This is a genomic window from Cupriavidus neocaledonicus (assembly GCF_000372525.1).
Taxonomy (GTDB): domain Bacteria; phylum Pseudomonadota; class Gammaproteobacteria; order Burkholderiales; family Burkholderiaceae; genus Cupriavidus; species Cupriavidus neocaledonicus.
In genome coordinates this window covers 87,656-107,845 of the sequence record NZ_AQUR01000102.1, presented here as the reverse complement: position 1 = coordinate 107,845, position 20,190 = coordinate 87,656, and the positions used below count along the sequence as shown (strand labels likewise).

Sequence of the window (20,190 nt, the reverse complement as noted above, 5' to 3'; positions counted from 1 at the left end):
GCCGAAGCGCCCGGCTATGTCGACCGTTCCCGATCCCACCGCTACGGCGCTGCCGCCAGCGCAGCCCGTCCCGCAGCTGAGCGCTGATGGCCGCCCCACGGGCGCCGCCGCGGACCTGTCCACGCCAGCGTCCGCGCCGGCGCCTGCGCTGCTGACCGATGCCGCCGTCGCCACCGCGCTGCATCGCGCCAGCACCGCGCTGGTGGTGCTGGCGGTGCTGTTCTCGCTGTACGCCGTACACGTGGCGCGCGACTTCCTGGTGCCGGTGGTGATCGCGGTGGTGATGGCCTACCTGCTCGATCCACTGGTGTGCGCGCTGCAGCGGCTGGGGCTGGCGCGCTCGCTCGCCAGCACCATCGTGCTGCTGGCGCTGCTGGCCGCCCTGCTCAGCGGCGCTTACCTGCTGCAGGGGCAGGTCGAATCGATGGTCAACAGCCTGCCGGAGATGGCCAGCAAACTGTCGCGTTCCATCGGCGCGCTGCTCAGCGGCGACGACTCGATGTGGCAGAAGATACGCCGCGCCGCCACCGTCCTCAGCGGCACCGGCCAGCCACCGCCGGCGCGCGGCACTCACGTGGTGGTGGAGCAGTCGGCGGGCCAGATCAACAACATGCTGCTGGCCGGCTCGGTCAGCATCTTCACCATGGCGGCACAGGCGGTGGTGGTGGTGTTCCTGCTGTATTTCCTGATGCTTGCCGGCGATACCTTCAAGCGCAAGTTCATCAAGATGGTGGGCACCACCATCTCGAAGAAGAAGATCAGCGTGCACATGCTGGACGAGGTCAACCGCTCCATCCGCCGCTACATGGGGATGCTGCTGGTGACCAACGCCGGCCTCGGCGTGTGCACCTGGCTGCTGCTGAAATGGCTGGGGGTCGACAACGCCGGCAGCTGGTCGATCGCGGCGGCGGCGCTGCATCTGGTGCCCTACTTCGGCGCGCTGGCGATCGCGCTGTGCCTGGGCATGGTGACGTTCATGCAGTTCGGCACTCTGGGCATGGCCGCCGCCGCGGCCGGCGGCTCGCTGCTGATCGCCACGCTGATCGGTTCGGTCATCACCACGTGGATGACCGGCCGCATGGCGCGCATGAACGCGGTGGCGGTGTTCGTCGCGCTGCTGCTGTTCACCTGGCTGTGGGGCGTGTGGGGAATGCTGCTCGCGATACCGCTGATCACCATCGCCAAGGTAGTCGCGGATCACATCGAAGGCATGGAAGTGGTGGCCGAGTTCCTTGGCGAGTAGCGTGCGTTCGTACACCTGTCGCGGCGCCGCTGCACCGCTATACTGAAACAGCGAATGCTGCACCACAGCATTTCAGCCGCAGCCATTCGCGCGGAGGAACCACCATGTCTCTATGCGACCTGTGCGAGTCGCAACTGGACCGCCCTGGCCATGTACCGCCGCATCCCCAACTGGCGATTTCGGCGACGCTGCGCACGGCGAGCGGCCAGAATGCGTTCGTGTACCGCTGCGGCCACTGCGGCGAGACGCTGCTGCTGGCGTCCGACGACGGGGAAGCGCCGGACCGCTGGACGCACCTCGACGCCGACGGCTGGCGCTGAACGGCGCCACAGTGCTGTTGGCGCTGCCTTGATTCCGCGCAACGCTGATGACTGGCAGCGTCGACATAATCGCCCATCATGGCCAAGAAATTTCCCATCCATCCCAGCCATCCCGAGCGCATCTGCTGGGGCTGCGACCAGTACTGCCCGGTCGACTCGATGCGCTGCGGCAATGGCTCCAGCCGCACCCAGCACCCGGTCGAACTGCTTGGCGACGACTGGCTCGAATGCGGTGACTGGGGCATCGAGGCGCCGCCCGGCAGGGAACCGTCCGGGACCACCCCCAGGTAGCGGATTACAATCGTTGTCTACGGCTCAACGATAAGACCCGGCGCAACTGCCGGCATCCACCGAGACAACCATGCTGAACCTCCAGGATTCCTCGCTGCTGCGGCAGCAGTGCTTGATCGACGGCCGCTGGATCGATGGCGAACGCCGCATCGACGTGACCAATCCCGCCACCGGCGAGCGCGTCGGCCAGGTGCCGCTGCTGGGTGCCGCAGAAACCCGTCAGGCCATCGAGGCCGCCAACCGCGCGTGGCCGGGGTGGCGCGCCCGCACCGCCAAGGAACGCTCGGCGCTGCTGCGCAAGTGGTTCGAGCTGATCATGGCCAATCAGGAAGACCTGGCCCGCATCATGACCGCGGAGCAAGGCAAGCCGATCGCCGAGGCGCGCGGCGAGATCGCCTACGCGGCCTCGTTCATCGAATGGTTTGCCGAGGAAGGCAAGCGGGTCTATGGCGATACCATTCCGGCCCCGGTCAGCAACCAGCGCATCGTGGTGACCAGGGAACCGGTCGGGGTCTGTGCCGCGATCACGCCGTGGAACTTCCCCGCCGCCATGATCACCCGCAAGGCCGGCCCGGCGCTGGCGGTAGGCTGCACCATGGTGCTCAAACCCGCCTCGCAGACGCCGCTGACGGCGCTGGCGCTGGTGGCGCTGGCCGAGCGTGCGGGCATCCCCGCCGGCGTGCTGTCGGTGGTGACCGGATCGGCCAGCGCGATCGGCGGCGAGATGAGCAGCAATGCGCTGGTGCGCAAGCTGACCTTCACCGGCTCGACCGAGGTCGGGCGCACGCTGATGGCGCAGACCGCCGCCACCATCAAGAAGGTGTCGATGGAACTGGGCGGCAACGCGCCCTTTATCGTATTCGACGATGCCGACCTCGACGCCGCCGTGGAAGGCGCGATCGTCTCCAAGTACCGCAATGCCGGGCAGACCTGCGTCTGCGCCAACCGGATCTACGTGCAGTCCGGCGTGTACGACGCGTTTGCGCAGAAGCTGGTGGCCGCGGTGGCGGCGCTGAAGGTGGGCAACGGCATGGACGACGGCGTGCGCATCGGCCCGCTGATCGACGACAAGGCCGTGGCCAAGGTCGAAGAGCACATCGCCGACGCGCTCGGCAAGGGCGCCCGCCTGCTGCAGGGCGGCCAGCGCCATGCGCTCGGGCACTCCTTCTTCCAGCCGACGGTGCTGGCCGACGTCGCGCCCGGCATGCTGGTCGCGCGCGAGGAAACTTTCGGTCCGCTGGCGCCGCTGTTCCGCTTCGACACCGAGGACGACGTGGTTGCCATGGCCAACGACACCGAGTTCGGCCTGGCCAGCTACTTCTATGCGCGCGACCTGGGCCGGGTCTGGCGCGTCTCGGAACGGCTGGAATACGGCATGGTCGGGGTCAACACGGGCCTGATCTCGAACGAGGTGGCGCCCTTCGGCGGCGTCAAGCAATCCGGCGTGGGTCGCGAGGGCTCGCATTACGGCATCGACGACTACCTGGTCATCAAGTACACCTGCATGGCCGGCATCTGATCGCGCCGCCTGTCAGCCCGCCGTGCCCACGGCGGGCCGGGGGCCGGACTGCGGCGCAGGCAGCCGGCAGCTGTCCCGAAAGCGCGCGATCTGGTCGCGCAGCTGCTGCATCTGCTCGACATGGTAGCTGGCCCGCTCCCGGCTGTAGCGGGTGCCGAACTCATACAGCGCCCCGTCCGCGGCGCGGGCCAGGCCTTCGAGCGCCTGCGCCAGCATGCGTCCCTCCACGCTGCGGTGCCGCCGCAGGCGCCAGGACAGCGCCTCCTGGCCTTGGTCGAGCAGATTCTGCTGCAGGTAGCCAAGCCGCTCGGCAAGACCCTGCGCGTCCTGCAGCGCCGCCAGATAGGCGCATGCCACCGCGAGTCGCAGCTGCACCTCGCCGCCGGACAGCAGCTCGCGCGCGCACGCGCCCCAGGCCTGCGTCTCTGGCCCGCGCTCCTGCGCGCCGCATTCGCGCGCGTAGATGTCCAGCGGCAGCACCGACACCGCCAGCCCGGGCGGCAGCACGCTGGTGAAGCGGCTGGCAATGGCCTGCTGCAGGGTAAGGTCCAGCGCGCAGCACGTCTGGATGTCCGCATCGACATGGAAGTCCAGCGCCGGCTGGCGGCCGTGGCCCACCGTAACCACCGCCCGCACCGGGGGGTGCCCCGCCAGGGCCAGGGTCTCGAGGCCGGCTTCGATGCAGCGCTGCTCGGCGGCCTCGGCGCCAAGGGCCTGGACGAGGTCCTGCATCTGCAGCGTGCCCGCGATTTCGGTGCGGTCGACCGCGTGCAGCCACCCGCCGCGGCGGTCGGCGGCCATGGTCATCCGCTTGAGATCGACATGCGTAATCGCATTGCCAGTCATATACCCTCCGGTTCGAGAAGTCGTGTGTCAATCCCGCCGCGATGCCATCACGATCGCGGCATGCATGCCTTGCAAGGCGTGCGGCGGCTCGGCCTCGGTCAACGCGGCCACCAGCAGGCTGTCATCCAGCCGGAAGCGGTACAGCATCTGGTTCGACCGCGCCAGCGCGATGACCCGCGTCGGCGTCAGCGATGCCAGCAGGCGGCCTACCTCGCGCCCGAGACCGAGCCGGAACAGGGCCTCGGCCTCGTTCTCGCGCATCAGCCGCTGCACCAGCAGCAGGTAGGACAGGTTCAGCACCTCGATCTGGCGCAGGCTGTCGGCGTCCGCTTCCGGGGGCATGTCGGGCCCGGCTGCTGCGGGTGTGCCGGCCGGTTCCATGTCAGCCTTGCGCCGGGGCAGATGCGCCCCCGGCGCGGCGCAAGCGCGGCGCGGGCGCGTGGGCGAGGATCGTCGCGCGCGCGGCAATGGCGCGCAGCGCGGGCTTGTCGAGCAGCGTGATGGTGCGGTGCCGTACCGTGATCAGTCCGCCCTCGGCCAGCCGCGAGAGCTGCCGGCTGACCGTTTCCAGCGTCAGGCCGATATAGCTGCCGATTTCCTCGCGGCTCATGCGCAGCACAAAGGCCGACGACGAAAAGCCGCGCAGCGCCAAGCCGTCCGCCAGCCACAGCAGGAACGTCACCAGGCGCTCTTCGGCGGTCATCAGCGCCAGCATGGTCTGCACTTCCCGCGCGCGCTGCAGCTGGCCGTCCAGCGCCTGCAGCAGTTGCCGGCCGAGCGGCGCAAGCGTGGCCGCGGCCAGGCGCAGCGCGTCCACGGTGAACAGGCACAGCTTGGTGTCTTCCAGCGCGGTGGCGTACGACGCATAGTGCGGGCGCACCAGGCTGTCCAGCCCGACCATGTCGCCGGGAAAGTGGAAGGCGACCACCTGGGTGCGCCCGTCCTCGGTGGTGACATGGGTCTTGATGCTGCCGACGCGAATGGCATAGATCGATGTCACCGGGTCTCCCAGCAGGTACAGGAACTCGCCCTTGCGCAGGCGCACCAGGCGTTGCGAGGCTTCGATACCTGGCGCGCCGAGGGCCTGCCCGGCCGGTGCGCACTCAGGCCAGGCGCCGGCCATCTGGCAACACGTGCTGCACGGCATGGCCTCGCGCTGCGGCTGGCGATCGTCGGACTGTGTCATCGGCGCTGTGGGCTGGAAGACCTGGAGAAGCTCGTGCGTCCATTCTATGGAGCCACCCCGGCCAGACAATCCGTACATTCTGATTCTCGGCACGGAAGCGTCCGACCTTGCCGTGCGCCGGGCCGCCGGGACGTCCGTGCTGCACTTGACCGTGCGGGCGGGTGCCAGCGAAGTGCAAGCAGGCGTATCCTTACCGCACCATCAGGATCGGACGCGCCGGCAGCGCCGGCGCGTCGCCCAACCCCATCCCATGACAAGACGCCCCGACGATCCGCAACCCCAGGCCGGCAACGCCAGCACCCCCGAGCCCGGTGCCCCGGACCATGCGCAGGCGGCGGATACCCCTTACCGGACGCTGGTGGAAGCCGTGCAGGACTACGCCATCTTCACGCTCGACGTGGGCGGCCATGTCTCCAGCTGGAACAAGGGCGCCGCCCGCATCAAGGGCTACCGGCGCGAGGAGATCCTGGGCAAGCATTTCTCGCAGTTCTATACCCCGGACGCGGTGGCGCGGCGCTGGCCCGACGCCGAGCTGAAGGCCGCCGCCGAACTGGGCCGCTTCGAGGACGAGGGCTGGCGCGTGCGCAAGGACGGCAGCCGCTTCTGGGCCAACGTCGTCATCACCGCCCTGCGCGACCCCGAGGGCCGGCTGATCGGCTTCGGCAAGGTCACGCGCGACCTGACCGAACAACGCCGCGCCGCCGAGGCGCTGCGCCAGAGCGAGGAGTCGCTGCGCCTGCTGGTGGAAGGGGTCAAGGACTACGCGCTCTTCATGCTCGACCCCGGCGGCCATATCGTCAGCTGGAATTCCGGCGCGTCCTATATCAAGGGATACCGCCGCGACGAGATCATCGGCCGCCATTTTTCGCTGTTCTATCCGCAGGAAGACGTCGCCGCGGGCAAGCCCGCGCGGCACCTGGACCTGGCCCGGCGCGCCGGGCGCGTCGAGGACGAAGGCTGGCGCGTGCGCAAGGACGGCTCGCTGTTCTGGGCCAATGTCACGCTGACCGCCGTCTACGACGATTCGCGCTCGCTGCGCGGCTTTGCCAAGGTGACGCGCGACATGAGCGAACGCCGCCGCCGCGAAGAGCTGGAACGCTCTAGCCAGCGCCTGAACGAGTTCCTGGCCACGCTTTCGCATGAGCTGCGCAATCCGCTGGCACCGGTGCGCAGCGCGCTGACCGCGATGCGGCTCGCCCCGGGCGACGGCGCGCTGGCCAACCAGAGCCTGGCCCTGATCGAGCGCCAGGTGACGCACCTGAGCCGGCTCGTCGACGACCTGCTCGACATCGGGCGCATCACCTCCGGCCGGATCGAGCTGCGCACCGGACCGGTGGAACTCGACGAGATCATTGGGCTGGCGATCGAGGGCGCGCGCCCGGCGCTCGATGCCAAGTCGCAGCGCGTCGACGTGCAGGGCACGCCCGGTGCGATCCGCATGGATGCCGACAAGACCCGGCTGGTGCAGGTGCTGCAGAACCTGGTGCTCAATGCGTCGAAGTTTTCACCGCCCGGCTCGGTGGTGACGATTGCCGCGGCGGTGCAGAACCGTACCCTTGAGCTGCGGGTGACCGACCAGGGCCGCGGCATCTCGCCACATGCGCTCGAAGACATCTTCCAGCTGTTCGTGCAGGAAAGCCGCCCGGGCACCGATGTGCAAGGCGGACTGGGCATCGGCCTGTCGCTGTGCCGGTCGCTGGTGGAGTTGCACGGCGGGACCATCGCGGCCTCCAGCGCCGGGCCGGGGCTGGGCAGCACCTTCACGGTACGGCTGCCGCTGCCGGCCGCGCGCCCGTCCGACGATGCGCACCGCGCCGCCCTGCCCGCCGTCAGCCACGACAAGGCCGACCTGCAGGTGCAGCGCATCCTGCTGGTCGACGACAACCGCGACGCCGCCGACAGCCTGGCGATGCTGCTCGAGATGTGCGGCCACGAGGTGACCATCGCCTACGACGGCTCCGAAGCCCTGCACGTGGCGCCGCGCTGCCGTCCGCATATCGCGCTGATCGACCTGGCCATGCCGGGCATGGACGGCTTCGAGGTCGTGCGCGCCATGCGCGGCGTGGCGGGCACCGAATCCACCCGTTACGTCGCGCTGACCGGCTTCGGCCAGCCGGCGGACCGGCAGCATACCGAGGCCGCCGGCTTCGATGCGCACCTGGTCAAGCCGGTGGAGCTGGAAACCCTGTTCGGCACCATCGCGCGGCTGCGCCCGCCCGGCTGAGCGGCACGGCATCGGGCCGAACCCGACCTTCGCCAATCCCGAACCCGCGCGCGCCGCCGCTGCGACACACTGACGCCCGTTCCATCGCAACAGATCAAGGAAAGGAGACAGCGATGCAGGGTTGGATCAGGCGTGCGGCCATGGGGCTGCTGTTTGCATGCGCGGCCACCGCCGCCGGCACCGCGCTGGCGGACTACCCCGACAAGCCGGTGCGGCTGGTGGTGCCGTTCCCGCCGGGCGGCGCCACCGACCTGCTGGCGCGCGAGATCGGCAACGCGCTGTCGGCGCGGCTGCGGCAGCCGGTGGTGATCGACAACCGCCCCGGCGCCGGCGGCAACCTGGCGGCGGTCGCCGTGGCGCGGGCCCCGGCCGACGGCTACACGCTGCTGTTCGGCACCTTCGGCTCGCTGGCGGTGAACAAGAGCCTCTATGACAAGCCTGGCTACGACCCGCTCAGGGACTTCGCGCCGGTGGCGTCGGTGGCCTACCTGCCCAACGTGCTGGTGGTGCACCCCAGCGTGCCCGCGCGCACCGTGCCGGAACTGCTGGCGCTGGCGCGCAAGGAGCCGGCCAGGCTGACCTACGGGTCGTTCGGCAACGGCTCGTCGTCGCACCTGGCGGGCGAGCTGTTCACGCACCTGGCCGGTGTCGAGATCACGCACATTCCGTACAAGGGCAGCGCCGCAGCGATGACCGACCTGATCGGCGGGCGCATCACCATGATGTTCGACAGCGTCTCCACGGCGCTGCCGTATATCCGCGACAAGCGCGTGCGCGCGCTGGCGGTGACCACGCAGAAGCCGTCCGAGCAGCTGCCCGGCGTGCCGACGCTGGCCGCCGCCGGCGTGCCCGGCTACGAGCTGACCGCCTGGTTCGGCGTGGCGGCCCCGGCAGGCACGCCTAGGGCGGTGATCGACCGTCTCAACGGCGAGATCGTGGCCGCGCTGAAGCAACCGGACCTGGCCGCCAGGCTGGCCAGCCAGGGCACGGTGCCGTTCCCCGCCACGCCGGCGCAGTTCGGCAGCTATATCCGCGCGCAATACGAGAAGTGGGACGGCCTGATCAAGTCCGCCAACATCAAGCTCGATAACTGACCCGCCGCCCCGAGCTCCCTCGAGCTACCCTCGGGTCCTCCTCAGACCGCCTGCGGCGCGCCGAAGCGCCACGACAGCCGCGCCGCCGCCTGCCGCACCAGTGCGGCGGTGGTGCCTTCGGTGCTGCTGTCGAAACTGCCGCTGGAACCCATCACCGCGATCACCAGCGCCAGGCTGCCGGTGTGGTCGAACACCGGCGCCGCCAGCGTGTCGATGCCCGGCACCGGATGGCTCAGCGCATTGTCGAGGCGCGCCGCGCGCACCTGCGCCAGACGCCCGGCGTATGTCGGCGCCAGCTCGCCGCCGGGCCCGAGCACCTGGTCGGCGGCGGCGCCCGCCATGCGCAGCGCATCGTTCTGCAGCAGGCCTGCCAGCACGTTGGCCGGCAGGTGCGCCGCCACGGTGCGGCCGATGGCGGTATGGACCAGCGACAGCACCGTGCCCACGCGCAGGCTGACATGCTGGGGCCGCGCCGATTCTTCCAGCCTCACCACGGTGGGCCCCAGCGGCCCCAGCACCGCCATCGCCACGCTCAGGCCGGTGGTCCCGGCCAGCTCGATCACCTCCGGTTCGGCCTCGCGCGTCGGCGACAGCCGTTGCAGCGCGATCAGCCCCAGTTCCAGCGCCAGCGGCCCGCACAGGTAGTTGCCGGCGGCATCGCGCGCCAGCAGCCCGGTCTTCTGCAGGCTGACCAGGTGCGGAAATGCCTTGGCCGCCGGCATGCCCGCGGCCAGCGCCAGGTCGCGCAGCGGCAGCGGCCGCCCCGCGGCCACCAGCGCGCCCAGCAACCGGCCGGTGCTGTCGAGCGACTGGATGCCGCGCTGCGGCTTGCCGCCGTCGAGGTCCTGCGGGGTTTCGTTCGCGCCGCTCATGCCTGTTCACCATTCGGTTCGCGCAGCACCGCGCCGATCTCCGCGCCCGCGGCGAGCAGCGCCCGTGCCGCCGCGCCGTGCCAGTCGACGTCGATGGCACCGGTCGAGCCCACCAGCGTCAGCACCAGCCGCAGCGCGCCGGTACCGTCCAGCACCGGCACGCTGAGGCTGCTGACCGCCGGGCTGGGGGCGTCGATGCTGCGTTCGATACCGCGCGCACGGATTTCCGCCAGCCTGGCAATGAACGCGGCCTGGTCGGCTTCACTGGCATCCGGCTGCTGCGCCTGCCACAGCGGCTGCCACTGCGCGGGCGGCTGGAACGCGCAGAACACACGGCCGGTGGCGGTGGCCGCCAGCGCCATCACTGTGCCCACGTGCAGGTTGACGTGCAGGGGCGCGCTCGCCGGCACATAGCGCACGATGGTCGGTCCCTGCGGCCCGGCCAGGCAGATCGCCACGCTGCAGCCCAGCGCCTGCGCCAGCGCGTCCGCGCGCGGCAGCGCGGCGCGCCAGGCGGCGTCCTGCTCCAGGTGCAGCAGGCCCAGGCGCAGCGACAGCGGTCCGGGCTCGTAGCGGCCGGACAGGTGGTCGCGCTTGATCAGGCCCAGCCGCGCCAGGCTGACCAGATAGGCATGCGCCTGCGCCGGCGCCAGCTGCGCGGCGTCGGCCAGCGCCGCCAGCGGCATCGGCACGCGTGCCGAGGCCAGCGCCGCGAGCAGGCGCGCGCCCACCTCCACGCTCTGGATGCCGCGCTGCGCCTTGTCGGCACGCGCCGCCGGTGCGCCCGCCGGCGTTACCGCTGTCCCGGTCCTGGGTCTGGCCATCAGCGTCCTGTGTGATCGGAAAAACCGGATATTAATCGAACGCCTCCCCGATCCCGCCGCGCGCGGGTTTACCCCCATTCCGATCCGGCCAAAGTGCATCGCCTCAATTATTTGTCATAGGCTAATCATTTTGCTATTGATTAATTTCCTGACCTTTCCTAAGATGGCATTACCCCGTCGCGACACGGCACACCCGGCCGTGCGACATCCGGAAATCCAAATGAACGGGGGCGAGACAGCCAGTGCCACGCCGCATGCGCTTGCGGCCATTCCCGCGCCGTCCCGCCCTGCCCACAAAAGGAAAAGACGCCATGTCCAAGGCATTCGCATCGCAAGCCGACCTGGAAGCCAAGCAGATCACCTTCACCCAGCTGTCCGAGAACGCGTGGGCCTATACCGCCGAGGGCGATCCCAACTCCGGCGTGGTGATTGGCGATGACGGCGTGCTGATCGTCGACACCACGGCCACGCCGGCGATGGCGCAGGACCTGATCGCGCGCATCCGCGCCATCACCGACAAGCCGATCAAGTACGTGGTGCTGTCGCACTACCACGCCGTGCGCGTGCTGGGCGCCTCGGCCTACTTTGCCGAAGGCGCGCAGCAGATCATCGCCAGCCGCGGCACCTACGAGATGATCGTCGAGCGCGGCGAGGCCGACATGAAATCCGAGATCGAACGCTTCCCGCGCCTGTTTGCCGGTGTCGAGACCGTGCCCGGCCTGACCTGGCCGACGCTGGTGTTCGACAAGGAAATCACCCTGTTCCTGGGCCAGCTGGAAGTGCGCATCGCCCACCTGGGCTCTGGCCATACCAAGGGCGACACCGTGGTGTGGCTGCCGCAGCAGAAGGTGCTGTTCTCGGGCGACCTGGTCGAATACGACGCCGCCTGCTACTGCGGCGACGCGCAACTGGCCGAATGGCCGGCCACGCTCGATGCGCTGCAGGCGCTGAACCCAGAAAAGCTGGTGCCGGGCCGCGGCCCCGCGCTGACCACGCCCGATGAAGTGAAAAAGGGCATCGCATACACCAAGGACTTCGTCACCACGCTGTTCAAGTCCGGCCAGGAAGCGGTGGCGAAAAAGCTCGACCTGAAGGCCGCGATGGCGCACACGCGCCGCGCCATGGACCCGAAGTTCGGCCACGTCTTTATCTACGAGCACTGCCTGCCCTTCGATGTCTCGCGCGCCTACGACGAGGCCAGCGGCATGCGTCATCCGCGCATCTGGACCGCCCAACGCGACCAGGAGATGTGGGCCGCGCTGCAGGACTGACGACGGCACATCAGCAAGCCATCGCACAACAGAGTTTTTCAGGTGGAGGAGACACAAGCATGAGCAGCATCGACTACCAGCGGCTGACGTTCGCCTATCGGCCCTGCGCGGAACAGCAGCGCGCCGGGCAATCCGCCGAGGCCGCGCCCGCGGCGGTGCATCCGGTGGTCGTGGTCGGGGCCGGCCCGGTGGGGCTGGCCACCGCCATCGACCTGGCGCAACGCGGCATGCGCGTGGTGCTGGTGGATGACGACTGCACGCTGTCCACCGGCTCGCGCGCGATCTGCTTTTCCAAGCGCACGCTCGATATCTTCGACCGCCTCGGCTGCGGCCAGCGCATGGTCGACAAGGGGGTGCGCTGGCATGTCGGCAGGGTATTCCTGCGCGACGAGCAGGTCTACAGCTTCGACCTGCTGCCCGAGAGCGGCCACCGGCGCCCGGCCTTCATCAACCTGCAGCAGTACTACCTGGAAGGCTATCTGCTGGAACGCGCGCAGGCGCTGCCCAATATCGAGATCCGCTGGCGCAACAAGGTGGTCGGCGTGGAAAGCCGCCGCGCGCCTGACGCCGGCGTGGTGCTGACCGTCGAGACCCCGGACGGCTGCTACCCGCTGGCCGCGCACTATGTGGTGGCCGCCGACGGCTCGCGCAGCCCGATGCGCAAGCTGCTGGGCCTGGACAGCAAGGGCCGCACCTTCCGCGACCGCTTCCTGATCGCCGACGTCAAAATGGAAGCCGATTTCCCGGCCGAGCGCTGGTTCTGGTTCGACCCGCCCTTCCATCCGCACCAGTCGGTGCTGCTGCACCGGCAGCCGGACAATGTCTGGCGCATCGACTTCCAGCTCGGCTGGGACGCCGACCCGGTGCTGGAAAAATCCCCCGAGCGCGTGATTCCGCGGGTGCAGGCGCTGCTGGGCAAGGACGCGAAGTTCGAGCTGGAGTGGGTCAGCGTCTACACCTTCTCCTGCCAGCGCATGGACAGCTTCCGCCACGGCAATATCCTGTTCGCGGGCGATGCCGCGCACGGCGTCTCGCCGTTCGGCGCGCGCGGCGCCAATAGCGGCATCCAGGATGCCGAGAACCTGGCGTGGAAGCTGGCCTACGTGCTGCAGGGCCATGCCTGCGACCGGCTGCTGGACACCTACGCCAGCGAGCGCGAATTCGCCGCCGACGAGAACATCCGCAACTCCACCCGCTCGACCGACTTCATCACGCCCAAGAGCGCCGCCAGCCGCGTATTCCGCGACGCGGTGCTGGCGCTGTCGAGGCGCCATGCGTTCGCACGCGCACTGGTGAACAGCGGCAGGCTGTCGGTGCCGGCGGTGCTGCATGGCTCGCCGCTGAACACCGAGGACGCCGCCCCGGATGCTGCCGGCAAGCTGGTGCCGGGTGCCGTCTGCTGCGATGCGCCGGTATCCGCAGTGGACGGCCCGGGCTGGCTGCTGTCTTACCTGGGCGGCGATTTCACCTTGCTGGTGTTCGGCAATCCGGAGGCCATCGATGGCGCCACTCTGGCCGAGCTGGCCGCCCTGAAGCAGGCCGGCACGCCGCTGCAACTGGTCTATGTCACCGACGCCGCGCAACCGCCCATGACCTGCACCCACGCGACCGTGCTGCGCGACGACGAAGGCCTGGCGGCGGCGCGCTACGGCGCCGCGCCGGGCACCTGCTACCTGGTCCGTCCGGACCAGCATGTGTGTGCGCGCTGGCACCGTCCCGACCCGGCCGCGATCCGCGCCGCGCTGGCGCGCGCCACCGGCGCCGACCTGCGCGCGCCGCAGCCCGGCCGCATGGCCGCCTGATTGCCCGGACGCCAGCCCTGCCCCACGGAGATTGCCATGCCCAATATGCTCAACACCCAGCCCAACCTGGCGCGGCCCGACGACTTCTACGAGGCGCTGATCGATATGCACCGCGACCTCGACGAGACCCAGAGCCAGGCCGCCAACGCGCAGCTGATCCTGCTGCTGGCCAACCATATCGGCGACCACGACGTGCTGCTCGCGGCCATGGCCGAAGCGCGCGCCGGCGTCGTCGCCAGCGCCGACACCATGCCGGCCTGACCTGAGCGCCAGGCGCAGGCACGGCCAGTCCGGGCCTGCGCCACGCGCCGCCCTTCAACCCATCGCGGGCCAACGCGCACCAGACGCGGCCCACTGGCGGCAACCGCCCGGCTGACTGCCGCCGCAGCCACCACCGCACGGAGACAACATCGATGAGCCATCCGGTCTCAGGGCAGCTTTCGTCCCTATCCAGCCTGGCGCCTTCGGCGCCGGCCGCCCCAGCCCCCGCAGCACTCGCCGCGCGCGACGAGGACGCGCTCTACCGCAAGGTCTGGCTGCGCATCATTCCCTTCCTCTTCGTCTGCTACGTGGTGTCGTTCCTGGACCGCATCAACATCGGCTTCGCGCAGCTGCAGATGAAGCACGACCTGGGCTTCAGCGACGCCATGTACGGCCTTGGCGCGGCGGTGTTCTACGTCGGCTACGTGCTGTGCGAGGTGCCGAGCAACATGCTGCTGGCGCGCTTCGGCGCGCGCCGCACCTTCACCCGCATCATGGTGCTGTGGGGAACCGTGTCGGTGGCGATGATGGCGGTGTCGACGCCCACGCAGTTCTACGCACTGCGCTTCCTGCTGGGCGTGTTCGAGGCCGGCTTCTTCCCCGGCATCGTGCTGTACCTGACCTACTGGTTCCCCGCGCGCCGGCGGGCCGCGGTGATGGCGATCTTCTTTGCCGGCGTGGCGGTGGCGGGCGTGCTGGGCGGGCTGGTGTCCGGCTGGATCATGCGGGACATGGCCGGCGTGCTGGGCCTGCAGGGCTGGAAGTGGATGTTCGCGATCGAAGGCGCGCCGGCGGTGCTGCTTGGCCTGGCGGCCGCGCGCCTGCTGGTCGACGGGCCGCAGCAGGCCAGCTGGCTGAGCGAGCGCGAGCGCGACCATCTGCTGCGCGACACCGCCGCGCACACCCAGGGCGGCGGCCATTCGCTGCACGCGCTGCGCCAGGTGCTGCGCAACCCGCGCGTGTACCTGTTCGCCTTTATCTATTTTTCGCTGACCTGCGGCTCGCTGGCGCTCAGCTTCTGGATGCCGCTGATGATCCGCGATTTCGGCGTGACCGACGTGATGTCGGTGAGCCTGTATTCGGTGGTGCCGAATGCGGTCGGTGCGGTCGGCCTGATCGTGATTGCGCGGCATTCGGACCGCACCGGCGAGCGCCATCGGCATTTCCTGCTGTGCACGGCGGGCGGCGCGCTGGCGCTGGCGGCGCTGACCTTGCCGCTGCCAGGCCTGGCGGCGATGCTGGCGATCCTGTCGGTGGCGGCAGTGCTGATCTTTGCCGCGCTGCCGGTGTTCTGGGCGCTGCCCCCGGGCTACCTGCCGGGCGCCGGCACCGCCGCCGGAATCGCCTTCATCAGCAGCATCGGCATCACCAGCGGCATCGTCAGCCCATGGGTGATCGGCCAGATCAAGACACGCACCGGCAGCCTCGACCATGCGCTCTACCTGCTGGCGGCGCTGCTGCTGGCAAGCGGCCTGGCCATGTGGCTGGGCGTGCCGAAACAGCCCGCGCGGCCGGCGTGAGCCAGGCCTCGGGAAACTTCAATTCCGGATGATCCGCACCCGCGCGGGTGCGGCGTTCAGTGGGATCGGCCGCAGGGAATCACGGAGGCGATTTCCTCCCGCATCACCTCGACCACATCGTCGATTTCCAGCCCCTCGGCGGTGACCAGCACGTCCTGTCCGCGGCCGATCGCGTAGACCACGCCGCGCCAGCGGCCGGGCTCCACGGCCTCGCACAGGCGGATATTAAATTCGGTGTCCTGGTCCTGGCTATACACCGTCACCAGGTCGCCCACCTGGGGAGTGCGCACCGCTTCTCCGTCGAACGCCCGGGCCACCACGGTTACCGGCGACTGCGTCAGCCCCCTGGCAAATCTTGCACGCATGGTCCGCTCCTCTGATTGCGATCCAAGTCCAGCTTACAAGAGGCCCGACAAATAACCAGGGATTTCCATCGGAAAGTGGAACCGGAAGCGCTTCGCGCCTGTCAGACGCCGCCGGATAGACAGCGCGCGCAGATCGACCACAATAAAAGAACCGATATCCGAGGAGACCCGACATGGGCAGCAACATACACGTCGTTCCGCACGACGAAGGCTGGGACGTCATCCACGAAGGCGCACGCTACGCCGAATCGCACCACGCCACGCAGGAAGAGGCGGTCGCCGCCGGCACCTCGCAGGCCCAGCGCGAGCACGTCGAATTGCTGATCCATGGCCGCGACGGCCAGATCCGCTCGCGCAACAGCTTCGGCCACGATCCGCGCACCATACACGGCTGAGCCGCGCTTCTTGCCGCAACGCCGGCGACGCCGGCACGCTGCCGGCAGCCCGCGCCACCATGCCACAACACCGGGCCGACCCGCACGCCGTGGCCGCCATCGCGGCCGCGACCGTGCCGTGGCCGGCGATCGACCATGCGGCCGAGAGCCCGTTCACCGGCCCCTTCGCCAACGGCGCCGCGGCGCTGGCCGACCGGCTCGGCCGCCACCGCGTGGTGCTGCTGGGCGAGAGCACGCATGGCACCGCCGAGTTCTATCACGCGCGCGCTGCCCTGACGGCGCAACTGGTGGCGCGCCACGGCTTCCGCATCATCGCGGTGGAAGCTGACTGGCCCGACGCCGCCGCGGTCGACCGCCATGTGCGCGGACGCCCGCCGCGACCCGCCGAATCCCCCGGCGCCGCCTTTACGCGCTTCCCGGTCTGGATGTGGCGCAATCTCGAGGTGGCGCGCTTCATCCGCTGGCTGCACGCGCACAATGCCGCGCTGGCGCCGGCCCGGCGCGCCGGATTCTTCGGCCTCGACATCTACAGCCTGGGCGCCTCGATGGCGGCGGTGCTGGCTTACCTGGAAGGCGTCGATCCCCGCGCCGCGCAGGCCGCGCGCGAACGCTATGGCTGCCTGGAACCGTGGCGGCGCGATCCGGCGCGCTACGGGCGGGCCGTGCTGCATGGCACCCATGCCGATTGCGAGGACGCGGTGGTCGAACAGCTGCAGGCCTTGCTCGACAAGCGCCTGGCCTATGCGCGCGACGGCCACGAAGACTTCCTGGACGCGGCGCAGAATGCGCGCCTGGTGGCATCGGCCGAACGCTACTATCGCGTCATGTACCACGGCAGCGACGACAGCTGGAACCTGCGCGACACGCATATGTTCGAGACCCTCGAACAGTTGCTGCACGCCCATGGGCCGGAAGCGCGCGCGGTGGTGTGGGCGCACAACTCGCATATCGGCGATGCTTCGCACACCGAGATGGGCACCGGCCAGGGCCAGCTGAATATCGGCCAGCTATGCCGCGAGGCATTCGGCGACGCGGCCGCGCTGGTCGGCTTCAGCACCTACGACGGCACGGTCGCGGCGGCAACCTCGTGGGACGGGGAAATGGAAATCAAGCAGGTGCGTCCCGCGCGGGCGGACAGCTACGAGCACCTGTTCCACGCCGCCGGCCATGCACAGGGCTGGACCGACCTGCGTGGTGACGGTGCTGGCGACGGTAATGGCAGCGCCGTGCGCGCCGAATTGCGCGAACTGCTGATGCCTGCGCGGCAGGAGCGCTTTATCGGCGTGATCTATCGCCCGGAGACGGAACTGCAGAGCCACTACGCGCGCGCCATCCTGCCACGGCAGTTCGACGTGCTGGCGTGGTTCGACCGCAGCAGCGCGGTCCCGGCGCTGCCCGCGGCGCCTGTGCCGGGCGCGCCGGAGACCTGGCCATCGGGCCTGTGAGACGGCGGCGCGGCCCGGCCGCGCTGTGCCTCTTTTATTTGCGGCTCTTCGGCGCCTTCGGTTCCGAAGCCGGATAGTCATACCGCTGCGGCGATTGCGGTCCCTCGTTGACGGCGGGGCTGGCCGGCGTGGCGGGCGTTGCCGGCGTCGCGCGGGTGCCAGCGCCGCCCGGCGTCGCGGGTGTGGCTGGCGTGGCGGGGGTGGCGCGGCGCGTGTCGCCCTGGCCCGGCATGACATCCGAGGCCGACGTGCCCGGCGCGCGTGTATCGGCGCCAGGGCGCGTGGTGGTAGTCTGGGCCCACGCAGGCATGCTGAGCAGCGCGGCCAGCGCAAAGATCGCGGTGTGTCTCATGACAGTCTCCTTCCTCGTTAATCCATCGCTGATGGCCAGCCGCGTTCGGCAGCGGCCGGAACTGGCTCCGTTGCGAAAGCCATGCCAGCGCGCGCAATTCAGCCGCCGGTGCGGTCGGGCGCGACCTCGATGTGATTGACGACGTCGCGCCCGCCGGCATTGGTCCGCACGCAGGCCTCGACCGCGGCGCGGTCGGCGGCGCTGCCGATCGCGCCGCGCAGCGTGATGCGGCCCTGTGCCACGTCCAACGCAATCTCGCTGACGTCGAGGCCGCTTTCCCACAGGCGCTCGCACAGCGAGGCCTGCAGCGCCGTGTCCGCCGCGCCGACGGCGATGCCGCGCGGGTTGGTATCCGTCTTCGGGGAACCGGGCATGGGCAAGGTCTCCGCGGCGCGGCCTCAGTACATGCGCATGCCGTGGCCGGGATGGCCCTCGGTCGCCGCCGGCCTTGCCACGTGCAAGTGGTTGACCAGGTCCCTGACGCCGAACACCTCGTCGGCGATATCCTCGATGCGGTACTTCTGGTGGCGATCCGGCACACTGCCCTCCAGCGTCACCACGCCCTGCTCGACCCGCACTTCGACCTCGTTCAGGTCCAGCCGGCCACTGCGCGTCAGTTGCTCGCACAGGTCCTCGAGGATGCGTTCGTCGCTGCGCCGGTAGTTGCGCGGCCCGACCGGCCGCCACGGCTCCGTCCCGCCGCGGTAGAGATCCATGCGCTCGTTGTAGCCGGTGAACTGGCGGTACGGATCGGTCCGGTCCCGGGCCTGGGGCGCCTCGGCATCGCGCCGCCGCCATGCGCCAGTTCCGCGGCGCCCCCAAACTCGCCGGGGTCGACGGGCTGGTCATAGTCATACACGCCATACGCACCCACATAATGGCTGCGCATATCGGCCTCGGGCACGGCGCTTTCGTGCCATGGAGGGCCGCGCCGGTTGTCTCTGCGATCCATCGTTGCCTCCGTTCTTGCCTCGGTTCGCCCCGCCGCAACCGCGGGCGGGCCTGCTGTCACTGTTACCAGCCGCGCTACTTCAGACGCGGCGGCACCAGGCCGTGGTCGGCGGTGCGCAGTTCGCCATGGCGCAGCTGTTCCACCGCGCAAGCCAGCGCGCGCGCCACGTTGTCGACTTCGCCCTGCACGCTGGCATCGTGGTCCAGCGCGACATGGCTGGTGGCATAAGGCTCGTAGTAGCCGATATACCGATCCAGCCGCGCCTGGGCGCCGGCATCGATCAGTCCCATCCAGTCGAGCCAGTCCGACAGCGCGCGGCGCACGCCTTCGATACCGGCGACGTCTCCATGCACCACCAGCCCGTAGGCGCGCCCCGCCAGGTGCTTGGGATAGTCCCAGCCCGACAGCTCGATCGCCTTGGCCCGCTTCACGTCCTTGCCGTGCGTGGTGGTGGGGTCCGGGTTGCCGCCGTCGGCGCACACCAGCCGGTCCATCATCAGCTTGAGCGGGCTGCTGACCTGGTACCAGTACACAGGCGTAACGATCAGCACGCCGTGGCAGGCCGCCCAGCGCGGGTAGATCTCGTTCATCCAGTCATTGACCTGGCCCAGCGCATGGTTGGGATAACAGCTGCACGGCCAGTGGCACAGCGGCATCGCGGTCGATACGCAACCCTTGCACGGATGGATATGCAGTTGCGCGTCGGAAGTCAGTCGGCTCAGGTCGAGCAGGTCGACCTCGATGCCCTGCGCTTCCAGCCGCTCGCGCGCGCGCCCGGCCAGGCGCCAGGATTTCGACATTTCGCCGGGGCAGGTGTAGTCGTTGCGCGCGGCCGCGCATACCAGCAGCACGCGCGAACGCGTGGCCGGATCGGCCTGGCGCTGCTGGGCCACGCGCACCGCCTCGCTGGCGGCGCGCCATTCGTCGGAAAGGTCGTAATCCGGATCGGCATAGCCCGCGCCCGCCTTGTGCGTGAGCGGCGCCTTGCGGCTTTGCGCATAGGCGTCCCACGCAATGCGCTCGAGGCGGTCCAGTGCGTCATCCTCCTGCCGGTACGCCGGGTCGGTAAAGCGCGCCAGGAAGCGCTGGCGAAAGACTTCGCGCGGCAGCGGACTGGTGACCTGGCCCTTGCGCACGTCCTCGGGATCGCCGGCGTGGCGCGGCGCGCGCGGCGCATCGTGCGCGGGACGGGCGGGGGCTGCGGGTGGCATGGGAGGCTTCGGCGGCTGCTCGGGCATGTCGTTCTCCGTCAGGATCGTTGCGCGCAGACATGCAAGATGAGCGCCACCGCCGCGCAACGTATGCGCCGCGCGCGGCGCGCAGCTTTTACAGGCGCGGTCCGGCGCTGCATGTACATTTTTCCCCGCATTTGGCCGCGCCGCCTGCGTGGCCGGCGCGCGCGGTTCGA

The 20,190-nt window shown here is 69.7% G+C and carries 22 protein-coding genes; 12 read left to right on the top strand and 10 right to left on the bottom strand.

All coding sequences use genetic code 11. The features are described 5' to 3' along the window. Nucleotides 1-16: 16 nt before the first annotated feature. The 4 genes from A3AG_RS0120615 to gabD all read left to right on the top strand — a co-directional run bounded on the left by A3AG_RS0120615 (nt 17) and on the right by gabD (nt 3,373). Complete coding sequence (locus A3AG_RS0120615) at nt 17-1,243, top strand: AI-2E family transporter (protein ID WP_018007247.1); 1,227 nt, start codon at nt 17-19, stop codon at nt 1,241-1,243. A 104-nt stretch (nt 1,244-1,347) separates the two neighbouring features. After that, nucleotides 1,348-1,563: a hypothetical protein gene (locus A3AG_RS0120610; RefSeq protein WP_018007246.1), complete on the top strand. Its 216-nt coding sequence runs from the start codon at nt 1,348-1,350 to the stop codon at nt 1,561-1,563. Nucleotides 1,564-1,641: 78 nt separating this feature from the next. Then, nucleotides 1,642-1,854 (top strand): DUF3079 domain-containing protein, encoded by a 213-nt coding sequence (locus tag A3AG_RS0120605; RefSeq protein WP_018007245.1) that lies wholly within the window; start codon nt 1,642-1,644, stop codon nt 1,852-1,854. A 70-nt stretch (nt 1,855-1,924) separates the two neighbouring features. Then, a complete protein-coding gene (gene gabD / locus A3AG_RS0120600; RefSeq protein WP_018007244.1) occupies nt 1,925-3,373 on the top strand; it encodes an NADP-dependent succinate-semialdehyde dehydrogenase in 1,449 nt (482 codons plus the stop codon). 12 nt (nt 3,374-3,385) lie between these two features. Here the strand turns inward: gabD and A3AG_RS0120595 are convergent, their stop codons facing one another. From A3AG_RS0120595 to A3AG_RS31820, 3 genes are read right to left on the bottom strand one after another with little or no spacing between them, the layout of a single operon-like run. After that, nucleotides 3,386-4,219: a hypothetical protein gene (locus A3AG_RS0120595; protein WP_026164341.1), complete on the bottom strand. Its 834-nt coding sequence runs from the start codon at nt 4,217-4,219 to the stop codon at nt 3,386-3,388. A 27-nt stretch (nt 4,220-4,246) separates the two neighbouring features. Next, nucleotides 4,247-4,561: a flagellar transcriptional regulator FlhD gene (gene flhD / locus A3AG_RS0120590; protein WP_018007243.1), complete on the bottom strand. Its 315-nt coding sequence runs from the start codon at nt 4,559-4,561 to the stop codon at nt 4,247-4,249. Between the two features lie 40 nt (nt 4,562-4,601). Then, nucleotides 4,602-5,405: a Crp/Fnr family transcriptional regulator gene (locus A3AG_RS31820; protein WP_018007242.1), complete on the bottom strand. Its 804-nt coding sequence runs from the start codon at nt 5,403-5,405 to the stop codon at nt 4,602-4,604. Nucleotides 5,406-5,655: 250 nt separating this feature from the next. Here A3AG_RS31820 and A3AG_RS0120580 point away from each other — a divergent pair, with 250 nt between their 5' ends. Together A3AG_RS0120580 and A3AG_RS0120575 are read left to right on the top strand one after the other, a co-directional pair. After that, nucleotides 5,656-7,629: a PAS domain-containing hybrid sensor histidine kinase/response regulator gene (locus A3AG_RS0120580; RefSeq protein WP_018007241.1), complete on the top strand. Its 1,974-nt coding sequence runs from the start codon at nt 5,656-5,658 to the stop codon at nt 7,627-7,629. A gap of 113 nt (nt 7,630-7,742) precedes the next feature. After that, on the top strand, nt 7,743-8,723 hold the full coding sequence (locus A3AG_RS0120575; protein ID WP_018007240.1) for a Bug family tripartite tricarboxylate transporter substrate binding protein: 981 nt from the start codon (nt 7,743-7,745) through the stop codon (nt 8,721-8,723). 41 nt (nt 8,724-8,764) lie between these two features. Here A3AG_RS0120575 and A3AG_RS0120570 read toward each other — a convergent pair whose 3' ends face one another. Further along, nucleotides 8,765-9,595 (bottom strand): IclR family transcriptional regulator, encoded by an 831-nt coding sequence (locus A3AG_RS0120570; RefSeq protein WP_018007239.1) that lies wholly within the window; start codon nt 9,593-9,595, stop codon nt 8,765-8,767. Continuing rightward, entirely contained in the window at nt 9,592-10,419 is an 828-nt protein-coding gene (locus tag A3AG_RS0120565) for an IclR family transcriptional regulator (protein WP_018007238.1), read from the bottom strand. Before A3AG_RS0120565 ends, A3AG_RS0120570 begins: the two co-directional genes overlap by 4 nt. A 311-nt stretch (nt 10,420-10,730) precedes the next feature. Between A3AG_RS0120565 and A3AG_RS0120560 the strand changes: the two genes are divergently transcribed. The 4 genes from A3AG_RS0120560 (at nt 10,731) to A3AG_RS0120545 (ending at nt 15,273) form a co-directional block, all read left to right on the top strand. Further along, nucleotides 10,731-11,690: an MBL fold metallo-hydrolase gene (locus tag A3AG_RS0120560; protein WP_018007237.1), complete on the top strand. Its 960-nt coding sequence runs from the start codon at nt 10,731-10,733 to the stop codon at nt 11,688-11,690. Nucleotides 11,691-11,749: 59 nt separating this feature from the next. Next, nucleotides 11,750-13,492 (top strand): FAD-dependent oxidoreductase, encoded by a 1,743-nt coding sequence (locus A3AG_RS0120555; RefSeq protein ID WP_018007236.1) that lies wholly within the window; start codon nt 11,750-11,752, stop codon nt 13,490-13,492. A 36-nt stretch (nt 13,493-13,528) separates the two neighbouring features. Then, nucleotides 13,529-13,753, top strand: a complete 225-nt coding sequence (locus A3AG_RS0120550; RefSeq protein ID WP_018007235.1) for a DUF2783 domain-containing protein — start codon at nt 13,529-13,531, stop codon at nt 13,751-13,753. A gap of 152 nt (nt 13,754-13,905) precedes the next feature. Next, nucleotides 13,906-15,273, top strand: a complete 1,368-nt coding sequence (locus A3AG_RS0120545; RefSeq protein WP_018007234.1) for an MFS transporter — start codon at nt 13,906-13,908, stop codon at nt 15,271-15,273. Nucleotides 15,274-15,329: 56 nt separating this feature from the next. Here A3AG_RS0120545 and A3AG_RS0120540 read toward each other — a convergent pair whose 3' ends face one another. After that, nucleotides 15,330-15,638, bottom strand: a complete 309-nt coding sequence (locus A3AG_RS0120540; protein WP_010814535.1) for a hypothetical protein — start codon at nt 15,636-15,638, stop codon at nt 15,330-15,332. Between the two features lie 173 nt (nt 15,639-15,811). Here A3AG_RS0120540 and A3AG_RS0120535 point away from each other — a divergent pair, with 173 nt between their 5' ends. Together A3AG_RS0120535 and A3AG_RS0120530 are read left to right on the top strand one after the other, a co-directional pair. Then, the gene (locus A3AG_RS0120535; protein ID WP_018007233.1) at nt 15,812-16,033 is read left to right on the top strand and encodes a DUF2188 domain-containing protein; all 222 of its coding nucleotides are present in this window, start codon (nt 15,812-15,814) and stop codon (nt 16,031-16,033) included. 59 nt (nt 16,034-16,092) lie between these two features. Continuing rightward, on the top strand, nt 16,093-17,478 hold the full coding sequence (locus A3AG_RS0120530) for an erythromycin esterase family protein (RefSeq protein ID WP_018007232.1): 1,386 nt from the start codon (nt 16,093-16,095) through the stop codon (nt 17,476-17,478). Nucleotides 17,479-17,512: 34 nt separating this feature from the next. Here A3AG_RS0120530 and A3AG_RS0120525 read toward each other — a convergent pair whose 3' ends face one another. From A3AG_RS0120525 to A3AG_RS0120510, 4 genes are all read right to left on the bottom strand, one after another. Beyond that, entirely contained in the window at nt 17,513-17,830 is a 318-nt protein-coding gene (locus A3AG_RS0120525; protein WP_018007231.1) for a hypothetical protein, read from the bottom strand. Between the two features lie 98 nt (nt 17,831-17,928). Next, a complete protein-coding gene (locus A3AG_RS0120520) occupies nt 17,929-18,204 on the bottom strand; it encodes a BON domain-containing protein (RefSeq protein ID WP_018007230.1) in 276 nt (91 codons plus the stop codon). Nucleotides 18,205-18,228: 24 nt separating this feature from the next. After that, entirely contained in the window at nt 18,229-18,546 is a 318-nt protein-coding gene (locus A3AG_RS34585; RefSeq protein ID WP_240619905.1) for a BON domain-containing protein, read from the bottom strand. A gap of 310 nt (nt 18,547-18,856) precedes the next feature. Next, nucleotides 18,857-20,020 (bottom strand): flavodoxin family protein, encoded by a 1,164-nt coding sequence (locus A3AG_RS0120510; protein ID WP_240619903.1) that lies wholly within the window; start codon nt 20,018-20,020, stop codon nt 18,857-18,859. Between the last annotated feature and the right edge of the window lie 170 nt (nt 20,021-20,190).

What these genes read in the sequence shown, in the direction of transcription:
- A3AG_RS0120555 (WP_018007236.1), top strand. Translation starts at nt 11,750, where the DNA reads ATGAGCAGCATCGACTACCAGCGGCTGACGTTCGCCTATCGGCCCTGC.
- A3AG_RS34585 (WP_240619905.1), bottom strand. Translation starts at nt 18,546, where the DNA reads ATGGATCTCTACCGCGGCGGGACGGAGCCGTGGCGGCCGGTCGGGCCG.
- A3AG_RS0120550 (WP_018007235.1), top strand. Translation starts at nt 13,529, where the DNA reads ATGCCCAATATGCTCAACACCCAGCCCAACCTGGCGCGGCCCGACGAC.
- A3AG_RS0120580 (WP_018007241.1), top strand. Translation starts at nt 5,656, where the DNA reads ATGACAAGACGCCCCGACGATCCGCAACCCCAGGCCGGCAACGCCAGC.
- flhD (WP_018007243.1), bottom strand. Translation starts at nt 4,561, where the DNA reads ATGCCCCCGGAAGCGGACGCCGACAGCCTGCGCCAGATCGAGGTGCTG.
- A3AG_RS0120525 (WP_018007231.1), bottom strand. Translation starts at nt 17,830, where the DNA reads ATGAGACACACCGCGATCTTTGCGCTGGCCGCGCTGCTCAGCATGCCT.
- A3AG_RS0120595 (WP_026164341.1), bottom strand. Translation starts at nt 4,219, where the DNA reads ATGACTGGCAATGCGATTACGCATGTCGATCTCAAGCGGATGACCATG.
- A3AG_RS0120540 (WP_010814535.1), bottom strand. Translation starts at nt 15,638, where the DNA reads ATGCGTGCAAGATTTGCCAGGGGGCTGACGCAGTCGCCGGTAACCGTG.
- A3AG_RS0120605 (WP_018007245.1), top strand. Translation starts at nt 1,642, where the DNA reads ATGGCCAAGAAATTTCCCATCCATCCCAGCCATCCCGAGCGCATCTGC.
- A3AG_RS0120575 (WP_018007240.1), top strand. Translation starts at nt 7,743, where the DNA reads ATGCAGGGTTGGATCAGGCGTGCGGCCATGGGGCTGCTGTTTGCATGC.
- A3AG_RS0120560 (WP_018007237.1), top strand. Translation starts at nt 10,731, where the DNA reads ATGTCCAAGGCATTCGCATCGCAAGCCGACCTGGAAGCCAAGCAGATC.
- A3AG_RS31820 (WP_018007242.1), bottom strand. Translation starts at nt 5,405, where the DNA reads ATGACACAGTCCGACGATCGCCAGCCGCAGCGCGAGGCCATGCCGTGC.
- gabD (WP_018007244.1), top strand. Translation starts at nt 1,925, where the DNA reads ATGCTGAACCTCCAGGATTCCTCGCTGCTGCGGCAGCAGTGCTTGATC.
- A3AG_RS0120510 (WP_240619903.1), bottom strand. Translation starts at nt 20,020, where the DNA reads ATGCCCGAGCAGCCGCCGAAGCCTCCCATGCCACCCGCAGCCCCCGCC.
- A3AG_RS0120530 (WP_018007232.1), top strand. Translation starts at nt 16,093, where the DNA reads ATGCCACAACACCGGGCCGACCCGCACGCCGTGGCCGCCATCGCGGCC.
- A3AG_RS0120610 (WP_018007246.1), top strand. Translation starts at nt 1,348, where the DNA reads ATGTCTCTATGCGACCTGTGCGAGTCGCAACTGGACCGCCCTGGCCAT.
- A3AG_RS0120535 (WP_018007233.1), top strand. Translation starts at nt 15,812, where the DNA reads ATGGGCAGCAACATACACGTCGTTCCGCACGACGAAGGCTGGGACGTC.
- A3AG_RS0120570 (WP_018007239.1), bottom strand. Translation starts at nt 9,595, where the DNA reads ATGAGCGGCGCGAACGAAACCCCGCAGGACCTCGACGGCGGCAAGCCG.
- A3AG_RS0120565 (WP_018007238.1), bottom strand. Translation starts at nt 10,419, where the DNA reads ATGGCCAGACCCAGGACCGGGACAGCGGTAACGCCGGCGGGCGCACCG.
- A3AG_RS0120615 (WP_018007247.1), top strand. Translation starts at nt 17, where the DNA reads ATGTCGACCGTTCCCGATCCCACCGCTACGGCGCTGCCGCCAGCGCAG.
- A3AG_RS0120520 (WP_018007230.1), bottom strand. Translation starts at nt 18,204, where the DNA reads ATGCCCGGTTCCCCGAAGACGGATACCAACCCGCGCGGCATCGCCGTC.
- A3AG_RS0120545 (WP_018007234.1), top strand. Translation starts at nt 13,906, where the DNA reads ATGAGCCATCCGGTCTCAGGGCAGCTTTCGTCCCTATCCAGCCTGGCG.